The following is a 15,346-nucleotide window of genomic DNA, read 5'->3' on the forward strand; positions in this document are numbered from 1 at the left end:
TATGCAATTAGACTAGTATTTACGTTAAAATAAACTAGTATAATTGTATGAAAGTTGTAGTATTTTTACAAAACAAATAAAAGAACTTGTTATTTTATACTTATGGTACAAGGTTTAAGGCTACAAAAAAAAATTAGAATAGTATAATCTAACTACAAAGTATCCAATTTTGATTCCTGTTTTTTATTTTCTAGGATGATACGTTTCTACAACTTTTTTTAAATCACCGGTATCTAAATGTACATATACTTCTGTAGTTGTTATGCTTTCATGACCTAACATTAGCTGTATAGCTCTTAAATCGGCGCCATTTTTTAACAAATGTGTTGCAAAAGAATGTCTGAATGTATGCGGACTTATTTTTTTATTCAAATTGATTTTAACAGCCAACTCTTTTAAAATAGTAAATATCATTTGACGCGTTAAACCTTTGCCGCGCCTGTTTAAAAACAACGTATCTTCAAAACTTTTTGTTGGTTTTAAGTGACTTCTAATTTCTGCAATATAAATAGTAATATATTTTTGAGCATTATAATGTATCGGTACAAAACGCTCTTTATTTCCTTTTCCGGTGACTTTTATAAAGCCTTCTTCAAAAAATAAGTCTGAAATTTTTAAAGTGATAAGTTCGCTAACTCTTAAACCGCAACTATACAATGTTTCTAAAATTGTTCTGTTTCTTTCTCCTTGTGGATGGCTTAAATCGACCGAAGAAATGAGTTCGTTTATTTCATCTACAGACAATGTATCTGGTAATTTTCTTCCAATTTTTGGCGCTTCAACTAAATCTGTAGGATTTGTTTCTCTATAATCTTCAAATACTAAATAATCAAAAAAACTACGCAAACCAGATATGATTCTTGCTTGACTTCTAGGATTTATTTTTTAGCAATCGCGTAATTAAATTCCTTTACGGTAACAGTATCGATAGAAATTGGAGTGAAGTCGATTTCATTTTCAGTTAAAAATAAGGTCAGTTTTTCTAAATCTCTAGAATAACTATCTATTGTATTTTGCGCCAAACCTCTTTCAATTTTTAAATACAACTGATAATCTCTTATTGCGTTTTGCCATTTCATTTGCTAAAAATAAAGTATATATTTACAACTTTAAAAGATTTTATGAAACTAATTATTATAAACGGGCCAAATTTAAATTTATTAGGAAAAAGAGAACCAGAAATTTATGGATCTAAAACCTTTGAGGAATTTTTCAGGGAACTTCAACTAAAATTTAGAGAAATAGAATTGTCTTATTATCAATCAAGTATTGAAGGCGAAATTATTGATAAACTACATGAGGTTGGTTTTGAGTATGATGGAATTATCTTAAATGCAGCAGCTTATACACATACTTCTGTAGGAATTGGAGATGCCGTAAAAGGAATTACAACTCCGGTTGTAGAATTGCATATTTCTAATGTACACGCCCGTGAAGAATTTAGACATCATAGTTTTATTGCTCCTGCAGCTAAGGGTGTCTTATTTGGTTTTGGTTTAAAAGGATATGAATTAGCGATTCAGAGTTTTTTATAAAAATTTAAACACAGAGATGCAAAGCTTTTCGCCAAGTATGCAAAGTTTTTAAAAACTCTAAACTGCTTCTAAACACTACCAATTAATAGACTACAACACCAAAAGCATTTTAATATTTGCTCTTTTGTAGTGAACCTCCTTTTCAACGTCAACTTCTTTAAAACCAATTTTCTTATATAAATTTATTGCAGGAACTAAACCTCTGTGAGAGTACAAAGTGATGCTTTTCCATTTTTTATTTTTAGCAAATTCTACACAGAAGTTCATTAATTTTAAACCAATTTTTAAACCTTGATATTTTGGTGAGACAGCCATTTTACTCAATTCAAAATAAGTTGTTTGGTTGATTAGTGCAATAACTCCAACAATTTCATCATTATATTTTGCAAAGAAAATATACCCTCCGGGATCTAAGACATATTCCTGTGGATTGCTTAAAACCTTTTCATCATAAGGTTCTACATAAAAATATTTTTCTAACCACGCCACATTTAAACTATAAAAGTCTTTTGCAAATTCTGGTTGATATGCTATAATTTCTAGTTTTTCTATTTCCATAGTGAATAATTATAATTAGGGATTTAAATGGAAATCCTTTCTATTAAGCGTCATTGCGAGGAACGAAGCAATCTGTTTACTAATTATGAGATTACCACAGTTTACAAAAAAGTAAACTTCGCAATGACGTTATAAAAAGAAAAGAATGCCCAAATAAGTTTAAATTTTAGAATTAATAATTTGCATCATTTCCTGTTCTAAAACCATTGTTTTTTGATAAATAGCTTCAGCTTTTGCGATGATTTCTTCTGCAAATTTTCTATCTTTTATATCTTTTGCATTTATTCGTACATTAAAATATGCACCGGTTACGGCTGTTTTTGCACATAAAACACCAACTCCAGCGTCAGAAAGTGAATTTTGAATTCCATTTTTCATCATCTCTATCATCACTTCGATAGAATTGTGCCCAGTTTCCATCACTTTAAAAGGAATTTCTGTTGCATATTTAGTAGCATTTTCAATGGCTAGCTTTCTTGCTTCAATTTCTTCATAGTTGGTTTTAGGCATTCTAAATCCGTCAATAATTTTATTGAATGCGTTGGTGTCTTCATCCACCAAAAATAACAGTTCATTTTTATATTTTTGACCTTTTACAGCCCAGTTAGAAAAATATTCCCATTTTTGATCCCAACCCTGTTTGTGAGCAGAAAGATTGGCAACCATTGTACCTAGAGAAACACCTAAAGCACCAACGTACGCAGCAATACTTCCGCCTCCTGGAGCCATAGATTCTGATGCAGTTTCCTCTGCAAAATCTTTAATTGTAAAGTCAATTAGTTTTTTATCAGCATCCGCATTCATCACATATTCTATGATTCTTTCTTGCGGATTAAAAGGTTTTAAATCATCTAAACCTAGCGATTTTATAGCGATTTTAATTTTCTCACTTTCTGATATTCCTAAAGAACGTTCTTGTTTTTGTAAGTAAAAATCGGCAGCATCTAACATTGCTTGCAACGGGACTAAGCCAACTAATTCTGAACCTGTTACGCGCAAACCGCGTTCTGTTGCACACAAATCTGTTTCGTAAAAAGCTTGGTGCATGGATGTGATTGAAATGTTGGTTAGATTGTATGAAATTTGGGCAATTCCGTATTCTTCAATAAACCATCCAATACCTTTTACGGCTTTTAATTTACCCGGAATTCTTTCTGGATTTCCATTTTTATCTAAAACATTTTTCCCGTTAATTGTGTGAACTCGACCATTTTCACGAATATCAAAAGCAATCGCATTTGCTCGTCTTGCAGAAGTTGAGTTTAAATTTACGTTGTAAGCAATTAAAAAATCACGTGCAGAAATTGCTGTAACGCCAGATGAAACTATTTGTTGATTATATTCAGTTGGACCAAAATCGGGTTTCCAATTTGGTTTAGAAAGTTTTTCTTTCAAGCCTTCATATTCTCCAGAACGCACGGTAGCTAGGTTTTTTCTATCTGCTGAAGTTGCTGCGTTTTCATAATAATAACCAGAAATACCTAACTCTTCACCAACTCTTTTACCCAATTGACGCGCGTATTCTGCAGTTTCTTCCATTGAAATATTTGCGATTGGCACTAACGGACAAACATCGGTAGCTCCAAAACGCGGGTGCTCGCCTTTTTGTTTGCTCATGTCAATTAATTCGGATGCTTTTTTTATCAATCTAAAAGCAGCTTCAATAACATTTTTTGGTTCGCCAACAAAGGTAATTACCGTTCTGTTTGTTGCTTTACCAGCATCCACATCCAATAATTTCACACCTTCAACTGTTTTTACACTATTTGCAATTGCATTTATTTTGTTAATATCTCGACCTTCACTAATGTTAGGAACGCATTCTATAAGTTGTTTGTTCATGATTGATGAATTTGTTGGTTAAAAAAATAAGATACGAATTTTACCGATTTCATAGATTTTTATGATAGAAAAAAGTATTTTTAAAATAAAAATTACATTATCAAATGTAAAATATTCGTCAAAAATAAGCTATAAAAATTATCAAAATAATAATAATAGTTGCTTATTTCAAATTTTTTGATAAAAACAAATATCTAATAAAAAGTAGCATTAAAATAGGAATTACTGCAACCGGAAATAATTGAGCTTCAGACATCCAAATAATTGGAATGTTTATTAATAAAACTAATGAAAATATGAAGTAAAATTTCATCCATTTTTGATGATTTTTTTTGAGCATTAAAAAGGCAGTAATTAAATTAGGTGCAAAAGCCCATAAAAAATTAAAGTTATTCGGCGCTGCAGAATGATCGGTAAAAAACCACAGAAAAACGATTAATATTCCAGCGATTCCTGTTGTAAAAAGGAGTATAAAATCCAACCATTTTGATCTTTTTCCCTTTTTGTAATCAGAAAATGTTATGAAAATTCCGATTAAAGAAAGGATACTAAAAATTAAAAAAGGATTAAATATTGCTATTTCTTGTTTTTGTTCTTCAAAATCTAAAAGAACGTCTTGTCTCAAAATTATATTTTCTGGCTGATTTTTTATAAATAATTGGCTGTCCTTAAAAATGGCGTACACATATTTAGGCAAATACATATACTGTTCAGAAGTTGCTTTTTGATCCAATTTACTTCCTAAAGCTAAATTAATTCCGAAATTCCCCCACGTATTCCAATGAATTTCTTTGTTCATTAGTTGTCTAAAAGATTGGTTATTTTTAATACTTTCATCAATAAAAACAACTTTATCTCCTAAAATTGAGATTGTAATATCTCTTAATTTTGTGGCGCAATTGTTAAAATAAGGATCGTAAGAATACGTAGCATTTTCTGGTAGCGCATTATTTTCTAAATACAAAAAAAATGTTTGCTTTTCTTGTTGCGTTAAATTTAAAACTTGTTGTTTTACCCATCGTTTATCTCTCTTATAACTTTCTAAAAAGTATTCGAAATTATACCTTCCTAAACTGTACAAAAGTTTTCCTTTGGTGAAGTTTGAATAAAAGTTTGGAGCTTTAAAATCGAACATTCCGTAATTGTAAATAAGATCTATTTGTAAAACAGGATCTTTAATTCTGATGGCAGAATGGCCAAAGGCTTCAAACAATTCAGCTCCTGGGCCACCTGTAATAAGACTAACTTCGGAATATACAGAAAGATTTACTTGTGAATTATAGGATTTTATAAAAGCAAAAAGGAAGAATAATAGTATGTATTTTTTTTTCATAAATTAGTATCATCTAAAAAAATTGTAATCAAAAGTAATTGAAAAAATATTTGAAAATAAGGCATTACCAACACTACCAATATTTGTTAAAGCATAATCTACTTGAACTCCTCTGTAGTTAAAACCAACACCAAAATTGGGCTGTGTAGAAAGCGATTTCCCATTGTCAAACTCTGTGATATATTGAAAATTACCAACTCCTAAACGCAGGTATACAAGCTGATCATAATCTAACTGAAAACCAATTGCAGGATCGATACTACCCACTTTTGATGAGAAAATATCATTGGTTTGTTCAAAACGAACATTTAAATCTACTTCGGTTTGCAAATTAAAAAAGCGCCCGATCCTAAAATCTTTAGCAACACCTAATTGTATTTTTGGTTTTGTAATTTCCGTAGTTTCTGGTAATTCTTGATTTTGTCCGGGAATTGCATCCTTTATTTTATTAAACTCCTCTTCATTAATTGCCCAACTATTATACGTTGTAGTGATGTCTCTTGCCATCAATCCAAATTTCCAATTATTTCTTTCAAACTGCAATCCAGCATCAAAACCAAATCCCCAAGAAGAAGCAAAATCACCAATAATTCTACGAACTATTTTTGCATTTACTCCGAATTTAATATCCTTAAAAATTAACTTTCTTGCAAAGGCAAAATTAAAAGCATAATCTGCCGCAGAAAATAAACTAATTTTATTAAAATCGATGTTTCCTTGGCTATCAATTAATTCTGTGGTATTTAAAATATCATCAACTCCAAAACGAATTACAGAAATACCAATAGCACTATTGTCATCAACGGGCATTGCAAAAGCAGCATGATTGTAATTGGCGATTCCTGCAAAATAAGAAGCATGCATCAAAGAACCTTGATAATCTTCTATGCCAACTAAACCTGCTGGATTCCAGTAAATGGCATTCACATTATTGGTAGTTGCCACTACCGCTTTACTCATTCCTAACGCAGCAGCATCTACACCAATATTTAGAAATTCATTAGAATAATTTCTAAAGGATTGCGCATTAAAAAAAAGCGGAAAAGCAATTAATAAGAGTACTACTTTGTATTTCACAAATATTGAAAATTAAAGATAACAAATATCCAAAAACCTACTAAAATAACTGATGTTTTTGACAGATATTGTTTATAAAATATCTAATTGAATATTTTCTTTTATAAATCGCTCGATTCTATGTTCTAACCATCTGTTTTCATTAGGTTTAAACGATGTCATAAAACCAACATGACCACCGAATTTTGTTTCCTCAAAAAAGAAAAATTTAGAATTTTCTGCTTCTTCATAAGGATAGCATTCTCTTGATAAGAAGCTGTCATCTTTAGCGTTGATGAGTAAAGTGGGTTTCTTGATATTTAAAAGATGCGGCTTTGAACTTGCTTTTTCCCAATAATCTTCTGGGCTTTCAAAACCAAAAACTGGCACAGTGTATAAATGTTCTAAGTGCTTAAACTTGGTTGCTTTAAAAAGTTTACCTTGATCTAATTTGTATTCTGGAAATTTGTATGCTTTTTCTAAAAGTTTGTTTTTCATTGTTTTAAAAAACATTTCCATAAATAATTTGTTTTTTAATTTATCCATTTCAATTTCTGCAGAGCCAATATCAATGGGTACTGAAACTGCAATTCCGCCTTTAACTATTGGTGAAATATTTTCTCCTTTTTCACCAATATATTTTAGCGTTAAATTGCCTCCTAAACTAAAACCTACAATAACAATATTTTTATAATTATAATTTTCTAATAAATAATTTACCACAAAATCTACATCTTCTGTTTTTCCGCTGTGATAGGTAGAAAGTAACAAATTATCTTCGCCGCTACAACCTCTTAAATTGAAACAAACAGTATCTAAGCCTTCCTTTTTTAAATGATTAACGCTAGAAGCCATATACTTGGAGTCAGAACTTCCTTCTAAGCCGTGTATCAATAAAATTAAGGTTTTAGAACCAACAAACGAAAAGTCTAAATCAAAAAAATCACGATCCCAAGTGGAAATCCTTTTTCTAGTATAGGTTGCTTTATCCTTCATAAAAAGCGGCCTATAAGTGGTATTAAAATAACCGTTTCTAAACGGCATAGTTGGCAGAAAATCTGAAGAAAAAACTGGCATAGGTTTTTATTTTTTACAAATATGACAAAAAAATAACTATTTAGAAAATTAGCTAATTTTGATTACTTACTTTTACCATTGAAAAAAACTTATTATGCGCTTAGGAAACCAAATTCCAAATTACATAACGTTAGGTAATCTGCTTGCCGGCACAGTTGCAGTTATATTTGCTGTTGATGGAGATTTTAAAACTGCAGCTATATTTGTGTTAATTGGAATTATTTTTGATTTTTTTGATGGTTTTATTGCACGTTTATTAAAGGTAAGTGGAGAGTTAGGTAAACAATTAGATTCCTTAGCAGACATGGTTACAAGTGGCGTTGTGCCTGGTATTATAATGTTTAAATTAATACAAAGCAATTTAGTTGTGGAGAATAGTTTAGAGATGAAAACTGAGCAAATATTAGACATACCACTTATTGGGTTAATTTTAACTTTAGCCGCTTGTTATCGATTAGCAAGTTTTAATTTAGATACAAGACAAACGGATTCTTTTATAGGTTTGCCAACACCAGCAATGTGTTTATTCGTAATTTCTTTACCATTAATACGAATGCATTCAGAAGTGGAATTTGTAAATGATTTGATCAGTAATAATTACTTTTTAATTGCTTTGACTTGTGTTTTAAGCTTTTTAATGAATGCAGAATTGCATTTATTTTCGTTAAAGTTTAAAGAGTATTCTTTTAAGAACAATTATATAAAATACATTTTTCTGATAGCTTCAGTGCTATTGATTTTTAAATTAAACTTTCTCGCTATTCCATTAATCATCATGGTGTATATTCTTTTATCAGTATTTAAAAAAAGATTTTTGTAAATTATAATAAAAATGAAATCAGCTAAAATCCCCCAGAATGAAAAAGAAAGGTTAAAAGTTTTAAAAAATTACAATATTTTAGATACTTTACCCGAAGAAGAATATGATGCGATTACAAAAATAGCTGCTGGTATTTGTGACACCCCAATAGCTCTAGTAACTATAGTGGATGAAAGTAGACAATGGTTTAAATCTAGTAAAGGACTAAACCTTATAGAAACACCAAGAGATATTGCTTTTTGTGCGTATACTATTTTAAAACCGGATGAGTTATTTATCGTAAATGATGCTACGAAAGACAGACGCTTTTTTGACAACCCATTAACAACTGAAGATCCTAAAGTAGTTTTTTACGCAGGGGCTCCTTTAAATACTGCAGAAGGTTATCCTTTAGGAACCTTATGTGTTATTGATAATAAACCTAAAATACTTAGCGAAAATCAAAAAGAATCTTTATTACTATTATCAAAACAAGTGGTACGACTTTTAGAGTTAAGGAAAAAGAATAAAGAACTGTTAGCTTCTAATAAAAAGGTTGAAAAGTTAAATGAGCAGTTAAATAATTTTGCTTACAGATTAACACATGATCTAAAGTCACCAATTAATGGTATCTATTTTTTGTTGAATGTTTTAAAAGAAGATCATATAGCTCTCTTTAAAGATACGGAAGCAGAGGGGCATTTAAATTTAATTTCTAACAGAATTGTTTATATAGATACTTTAATAAACGAGATTTTAAATTACTCTAAAGTAACAAGTGAGAATATAGTGTATGAAGAGTTAAATTTAAAAGAGCTTATAGATAGCATTGTAAATAACATTGATTTTGAGGAAAGATTATTTTTAGATTCTGCAAATTTAGATTTGCAAATATTTAGTTCTAAAATAGGACTTTTACAAGTTTTCCAAAATTTAATTTCGAATTCTAGAAAATTTTCTAATGAAAAAAAGGCCATAATTGCGGTAAGTTTTAAAGAAGATGTGCATAAATATCATTTTACTTACCAAGATAATGGTCCAGGAATTGAAAAGCAATATTGGAATAAAGCCTTTGTAATGTTTGAAACCTTAGAGGATTTAGATAATGATAATACGGGAATTGGTTTGGCAACTGTAAAAGCGATTGTTAAGAGATTAGGTGGTGAAATTTCTTTAAAGAAAAGAGAAGATGGTAAAAAAGGAGTTTGTTTCTATTTTTACATTAATAAAAGAAAATAAACTTGACAAAGGTTAAAACGATATGTTTAAATTAATATGACCTTTTATTTGATCAAAAAAACATTGAAGAATCTAAAAACTTCTATAAAGATTTAGGTTTTATAGAAACCCCCTTATCAGAGAATTTGTCTAATTTTAAAATTGATGAAAAACTTGGGTTTTATTTACAAAAAGCATTCGTAAAAGATTGGGTAGATAATTCTATACTATTTTTAGAAGTAGAAACCTTCAAGCGTATTTTAATACAATTCAAGAAAAAAATTTCACCACAAAATATACGAAAGTTAAACCCGCTAAAATTGTACATAATGATTAGGGAAAAGAATTCTTTTTACATGACCCGTCTGGAATTCTTTGGCATTTTGATAGTTTTAAGGAGTAAAAAATTTCTTCTTTTTTAACTCAAAATCTTTACCTAAATATACTTTACGCACCATTTCATCCGCAGCCAACTCTTCTGGAGTTCCTTCTTTTAAGATGCTTCCATTGTACATTAAATACGTTTTGTCTGTAATCGCTAAAGTTGCTTGTACATCGTGATCGGTAATTAAAATACCAATATTTTTATTTTTTAATTGCGCAACAATACTTTGTATATCTTCTACAGCAATAGGATCTACACCTGCAAAAGGTTCATCTAATAAAATAAAATTAGGGTCAGAAGCTAAACAACGCGCAATTTCGGTTCTACGTCTTTCTCCACCAGAAAGTAAATCACCTCTATTTTTACGAACATGACCTATGTTAAACTCTTCAATTAAAGATTCTAACTTTATTTTTTGTGCTTTTTTTGATAAGTTTGTAAATTGCAAAACAGCCAAAATATTATCTTCTACAGATAATTTTCTAAAAACAGACGCCTCTTGGGCTAAATAACCAATACCTTTTTGTGCACGTTTGTACATGGCATCATCAGTTATTTCTTCTTCATTTAAAAAAATACGACCAGCGTTTGGTTTTACCATGCCAACAATCATATAAAAAGAAGTAGTTTTTCCGGCACCGTTTGGACCTAATAGTCCGATTATTTCACCCTGCTTAACTTCTAAAGAAATATCCTGCACAACTTTTCTACTTCCGTATATTTTTTGAATGTTCTCTGCTCTTAAAATCATATATTTAAAATATGTGTAATTGTTTTATTTTGGAAAAGTTTAATTGCTAATTGGTGTAAATATAATTAATAATATATCTAAGAATCTTAAAGCATTCTTAAACATTGTTTACAATTACAATTACACATTTAAACAGGTATACAATTATACTTCTCTCTCTAGTGCTTCCCAAAATTCAACAGCTCTTCTTAAATGCGGAACAACAATTGTACCACCAACTAAGGTCGCTATAGACATTGTTTCCATCATTTCTTCTTTAGTAACGCCGTTTTTATATGCGGTTTCTAAGTGATAAGCAATACAATCATCACATCTTAAAACTGCCGATGCTACTAAACCTAATAATTCTTTTGTTTTTACTGATAAATGACCTTCAGCATATGCATTTGTATCTAAATTAAAGATTCTTTTAATTACTTTATTATCAGAAGCTAAAATTTTATGGTTCATTTTTTGACGATACTCATTAAACTCTTGGACTTTTGTTGGCATTTTTTTGTTGTTTTTTAATTACTCTTTTTGAAACTATGATACTTATTTCATATAAAATAAGTATAGGTATGGCAACTATAACTTGGCTTGCAATATCTGGTGGTGTAATAACTGCAGCGACAATTAAAACAAGCACTAAAGCATGTTTTCTGTATCTCTTTAAAAATTCTGGTGTAACTAAGCCGATTTTAGTTAAGAAATAAATTAAAACTGGCAGTTCAAATAAAATAGAAACTCCTATTAACATGTTGGTAACTAGTCCTATATGAGATTCTAGCGTAAAACTATTTTCAATAGCATCCGTAATTTGGTAATTATATAAAAACTGAATGGATATAGGTGCTATTACATAAAAGCTAAACAGTACACCAAGAAAGAATAAGAAAGATGCAATAAATATAAATCCTCTAGAATTATTTATCTCCTTTTTGGTTAATCCAGGAGCAATAAAGCGCCAAAGTTCCCATAATATATAAGGGAAAGAGGCTATAAATCCTAAAATTAACGAAGACCAAATGGAGTTCATTAATTGTGAGGTAACTTCAATACTTTGTAGTTTTTTATCAGCAAAATTAATAGTACAAAAGGCACTATCCATTCCAAAAAAATTAAAGAAATCACAAAATAATCGATACGTTATAAAGTCTGGTTGAATATGCGCTAGTAAAAAATTATCATAAACTTCCTTTGCAAAAATAAAGAATACAAATGCTAAAATAAATATGGCTAAAAAACTTCTTACTAAATGCCATCTTAATTCTTCTAAATGTCCTAAAAAAGACATTTCCTCTTGTTTTTTTGCCATTAGAAAATTCCTTCTTTAATTAAATCATGCAAATGTACAACGCCTACATACTTATTATCATCATCTTTTACTAAAATCTGAGTAATACTATTATTTTCTAAAGTATCTAAAGCTTCTATAGCCATCGCATCCTTATGAATAGATTTTGGGTCCTTACCCATGATGTCTTTGGCCTTAAAATTATTGATTTCTGTAGTTTTACTTAACATTCTTCTAATGTCTCCGTCGGTAATAATTCCAACAATTTTATCATCTTTTAAAACAGCAGTGACTCCTAAACGTTTTTCTGAAATTTCTATAATTACTTGTGCAATAGAATCATTCTCTAAAACTTTTGGAAGCTGGTTATTTTTTATCAGATCAGAAACTCTTAAATATAAACGTTTTCCCAAAGCACCACCTGGATGATATTTTGCAAAATCTTTGCTTGTAAACCCTTTTAATTCTAATAAACAAACCGCCAACGCATCACCCATAACTAATTGTGCAGTTGTACTAGTGGTTGGAGCTAAATTATTAGGGCAAGCTTCCTTTTCGACAAAAGTATTTAATGCAAAATCCGCACTTTTACCTAAAAAAGAATCAACATTTCCAGTAATAGCAATAATTTTATTTCCATAATTTTTAATTAACGGTACTAACACCTTTATTTCTGGGGTGTTACCACTTTTTGAAATACAAATTACCACATCATCTTTTAAAACAGTGCCTAAATCTCCATGTATTGCATCGGCAGCATGCATAAAAACGGCAGGAGTTCCTGTAGAATTAAATGTGGCTACAATTTTAGCAGCAATATTGGCGCTCTTGCCAATGCCGGTGACAATTACTCGCCCTTTAGATTTGTAAATATAGGTAACTGCTTTTTCAAAAGCAGTATCTATAAAATTTGCCAAGTTAGCAATAGCCTCGCTTTCTGCTAAAATTGTTCTTTTTGCATTCGCAATAATGTTAGATTTATCTTTCAAGCTTTATGTTTTTATCAGAATAAAAAAAGTTATATCTTTATATATAGAAAACGAGCAAATTTACTACAAAAAAAAGTTTCTTGAAACTTTATAGTAATTGGTTTTATTTTCTTTAATAAAAATTGAAAATTAATATATATGGATTTACATGGTCCTCTAAAAAAATTCTTTGGATTTAACAAGTTTAAAGGATTACAAGAGCAGGTTATTAAAAGTATTGTAAATAACGAAAATACTTTTGTAATAATGCCAACAGGCGGTGGTAAATCACTTTGCTATCAATTACCGGCTTTAATGGCAGAAGGCACTGCTATAGTGGTTTCACCATTAATTGCATTGATGAAGAATCAAGTAGATGCAATTAGAGGTATTTCTGAGCACAATGGAGTTGCACATGTGTTAAACTCCTCTTTGAATAAAACAGAAATAAATCAAGTAAAAGAAGATATTGCAAGCGGAATTACAAAACTATTATATGTAGCACCGGAATCGCTTATTAAAGAAGAATATGTTACTTTTTTAAGAACTCAAAAAATTTCTTTTGTTGCTATTGATGAAGCGCATTGTATCTCAGAATGGGGGCATGATTTTAGACCAGAATACAGAAATTTAAAACACATAATTAAAGCAATAGATAGTGTACCTGTTATTTGTTTAACAGCGACAGCAACAGAAAAAGTACAGGAAGATATTTTAAAAACCTTAGGTATTACAGATGCAAACAGATTTAAGGCTTCCTTTAATAGAGCAAACTTATTTTATGAAGTTAGACCAAAAACGAAAGAAGTAGAAAAAGATATTATTCGTTTTGTAAAACAACGAGAGGGAAAATCAGGAATTATTTACTGTTTAAGTAGAAAAAAGGTTGAAGAAGTTGCTCAGATTTTACAGGTAAACGGAATTAAAGCAGTTCCTTATCATGCAGGTTTAGACGCAAAAACTAGGGTGAGGCATCAAGATATGTTTTTAATGGAAGATTGCGATGTTGTCGTTGCAACGATTGCTTTTGGAATGGGAATTGACAAACCAGATGTGCGTTTTGTAATACATCACGACATTCCAAAAAGTTTAGAAAGTTATTATCAAGAAACCGGTAGAGCGGGCAGAGATGATGGTGAAGGTTATTGTTTGGCTTTTTATGCTTATAAAGATATTGAAAAGTTAGAAAAATTTATGTCTAGTAAACCAGTTGCAGAACAAGAAATTGGTCATGCTTTGTTACAAGAAGTTGTTGGTTATGCAGAAACTTCTATGAACAGACGTAAATATTTATTGCATTATTTTGGTGAAGAATTTGACGATGTTCATGGAGATGGGGCAGATATGGATGACAACTCTAGAAATCCGAAGAAAAAAAATGAAGCTAAAGAAGATGTTGTTAAATTACTTTCTGTAGTGAAAAATACTTTGCAACAATACAAATCTAAAGAAGTTGTAAATACAATTATTGGTAAAGAAAATGCACTTTTAACGTCTCATAGAACGCACCTACAGCCATTTTTTGGAATTGGAAAAGAAAAAACGGCTCCTTACTGGATGGCACTTTTACGTCAAGTATTAGTTGTGAATTTTATTAAAAAAGAGATTGAACAATATGGAGTGATAAAGTTAAATAAAGAAGGGGAAGGTTATTTAAAAAATCCAACTTCATTTATGATGACAGAAGATCATTCATATATAGAAAATGGTGATAATTTGATTATTTCAAATTCAAAATTTTCTGGAGGTGCTGCGGATGAAAAACTTGTAAAATTATTAAAAGATTTACGAAAGAGTGTTGCAGCGAAACAAAGTCTGCCTCCTTTTGCAGTTTTTCAAGATCCTTCTATAGATGATATGGCTTTAAAATATCCAATAACACTAGAGGAACTTTGCACAGTGCATGGGGTAGGTGAAGGAAAAGCAAGAAAATTTGGTAAAGAATTTGTAAAGTTGATTACAACTTATGTTGATGAAAATGACATTTTAAGGCCAGATGATTTAATTGTAAAAAGTACAGGTGTTAATTCTGGGCTAAAATTATATATCATTCAGAATACAGATAGAAAATTGCCTTTAGATGATATTGCGAAGTCTAAAGGTTTGGAAATGAGTGAATTAATTAAAGAAATGGAAATGATTATTTTTTCTGGAACAAAATTAAATATAAATTACGCGTTAGATGATTTATTAGATGAAGAACAGCAAGAAGAAATTCACGATTATTTTATGGAAGCAAAATCTGATAAAATTCAGGAAGCTTTAGATGAATTTGAGGGGGATTATGATGAAGAAGAATTACGTTTAATGCGAATTAAATTTATAAATGAAGTAGCGAATTAAATTTATATTTTTTATCAATAGCATATTTAATTAGATCACCGCCAGACGCTAAGTCTAATTTATAAATCATATTTTTTCTATGAGCATCAACCCTAGTTTTAGCAATAAATAAGAATTCAGCAAATTTTTCAGAATTAGTAGCATTTGCAATTAGGTTTAAAATTTCTTTTTATCTGTTTAAAAAAATAATTTTAGAAGTATTATC

14 protein-coding genes and 1 pseudogene are annotated in these 15,346 nt (G+C 30.0%); 4 read left to right on the forward strand and 11 right to left on the reverse strand.

The genetic code is table 11. The annotated features are described in order from the left end of the window. Positions 1-183: 183 nt before the first annotated feature. Positions 184-1,079, reverse strand: a pseudogene (xerD, locus tag BST83_RS04870) (site-specific tyrosine recombinase XerD). A gap of 42 nt (positions 1,080-1,121) precedes the next feature. On the opposite strand from xerD, the gene aroQ reads away from it, so the two are divergent. After that, on the forward strand, positions 1,122-1,535 hold the full coding sequence (gene aroQ, locus BST83_RS04875; protein WP_104810792.1) for a type II 3-dehydroquinate dehydratase: 414 nt from the start codon (positions 1,122-1,124) through the stop codon (positions 1,533-1,535). A 90-nt stretch (positions 1,536-1,625) separates the two neighbouring features. On the opposite strand, the gene BST83_RS04880 is transcribed toward aroQ, so the two are convergent. The 5 genes from BST83_RS04880 to BST83_RS04900 form a co-directional block, all read right to left on the reverse strand. Then, positions 1,626-2,093: a GNAT family N-acetyltransferase gene (locus tag BST83_RS04880; RefSeq protein WP_104808819.1), complete on the reverse strand. Its 468-nt coding sequence runs from the start codon at positions 2,091-2,093 to the stop codon at positions 1,626-1,628. 159 nt (positions 2,094-2,252) lie between these two features. Continuing rightward, positions 2,253-3,935: a glutamate formimidoyltransferase gene (gene ftcD, locus BST83_RS04885; protein WP_104808820.1), complete on the reverse strand. Its 1,683-nt coding sequence runs from the start codon at positions 3,933-3,935 to the stop codon at positions 2,253-2,255. 163 nt (positions 3,936-4,098) lie between these two features. Then, positions 4,099-5,268 (reverse strand): lipoprotein N-acyltransferase Lnb domain-containing protein, encoded by a 1,170-nt coding sequence (locus tag BST83_RS04890; RefSeq protein ID WP_104808821.1) that lies wholly within the window; start codon positions 5,266-5,268, stop codon positions 4,099-4,101. Between the two features lie 9 nt (positions 5,269-5,277). Then, complete coding sequence (locus BST83_RS04895; protein ID WP_205853554.1) at positions 5,278-6,345, reverse strand: putative type IX sorting system protein PorV2; 1,068 nt, start codon at positions 6,343-6,345, stop codon at positions 5,278-5,280. A 72-nt stretch (positions 6,346-6,417) separates the two neighbouring features. Continuing rightward, on the reverse strand, positions 6,418-7,401 hold the full coding sequence (locus BST83_RS04900; RefSeq protein ID WP_104808823.1) for a YheT family hydrolase: 984 nt from the start codon (positions 7,399-7,401) through the stop codon (positions 6,418-6,420). Between the two features lie 94 nt (positions 7,402-7,495). Between BST83_RS04900 and BST83_RS04905 the strand changes: the two genes are divergently transcribed. Both BST83_RS04905 and BST83_RS04910 read left to right on the forward strand, forming a co-directional pair. Continuing rightward, positions 7,496-8,221: a CDP-alcohol phosphatidyltransferase family protein gene (locus tag BST83_RS04905; protein ID WP_104808824.1), complete on the forward strand. Its 726-nt coding sequence runs from the start codon at positions 7,496-7,498 to the stop codon at positions 8,219-8,221. 12 nt (positions 8,222-8,233) lie between these two features. Then, positions 8,234-9,439, forward strand: a complete 1,206-nt coding sequence (locus BST83_RS04910; protein WP_104808825.1) for a sensor histidine kinase — start codon at positions 8,234-8,236, stop codon at positions 9,437-9,439. A 371-nt stretch (positions 9,440-9,810) separates the two neighbouring features. Here BST83_RS04910 and lptB read toward each other — a convergent pair whose 3' ends face one another. The 4 genes from lptB to BST83_RS04935 form a co-directional block, all read right to left on the reverse strand. After that, positions 9,811-10,554: an LPS export ABC transporter ATP-binding protein gene (gene lptB, locus BST83_RS04920; protein WP_104808826.1), complete on the reverse strand. Its 744-nt coding sequence runs from the start codon at positions 10,552-10,554 to the stop codon at positions 9,811-9,813. 144 nt (positions 10,555-10,698) lie between these two features. Next, positions 10,699-11,046: a carboxymuconolactone decarboxylase family protein gene (locus BST83_RS04925; RefSeq protein ID WP_104808827.1), complete on the reverse strand. Its 348-nt coding sequence runs from the start codon at positions 11,044-11,046 to the stop codon at positions 10,699-10,701. Beyond that, a complete protein-coding gene (gene tatC, locus BST83_RS04930; RefSeq protein ID WP_104808828.1) occupies positions 11,021-11,851 on the reverse strand; it encodes a twin-arginine translocase subunit TatC in 831 nt (276 codons plus the stop codon). Before tatC ends, BST83_RS04925 begins: the two co-directional genes overlap by 26 nt. Further along, positions 11,851-12,819, reverse strand: a complete 969-nt coding sequence (locus BST83_RS04935; RefSeq protein ID WP_104808829.1) for a KpsF/GutQ family sugar-phosphate isomerase — start codon at positions 12,817-12,819, stop codon at positions 11,851-11,853. Before BST83_RS04935 ends, tatC begins: the two co-directional genes overlap by 1 nt. 138 nt (positions 12,820-12,957) lie before the next feature. On the opposite strand from BST83_RS04935, the gene BST83_RS04940 reads away from it, so the two are divergent. Next, a complete protein-coding gene (locus BST83_RS04940) occupies positions 12,958-15,141 on the forward strand; it encodes an ATP-dependent DNA helicase RecQ (RefSeq protein WP_104808830.1) in 2,184 nt (727 codons plus the stop codon). Here the strand turns inward: BST83_RS04940 and BST83_RS21380 are convergent. Then, on the reverse strand, positions 15,119-15,304 hold the full coding sequence (locus BST83_RS21380; RefSeq protein WP_146092192.1) for a LuxR C-terminal-related transcriptional regulator: 186 nt from the start codon (positions 15,302-15,304) through the stop codon (positions 15,119-15,121). The two genes, BST83_RS04940 and BST83_RS21380, sit on opposite strands and share 23 nt — an antisense overlap. Between the last annotated feature and the right edge of the window lie 42 nt (positions 15,305-15,346).

Source organism: Polaribacter filamentus (assembly GCF_002943715.1).
Lineage (GTDB): Bacteria > Bacteroidota > Bacteroidia > Flavobacteriales > Flavobacteriaceae > Polaribacter > Polaribacter filamentus.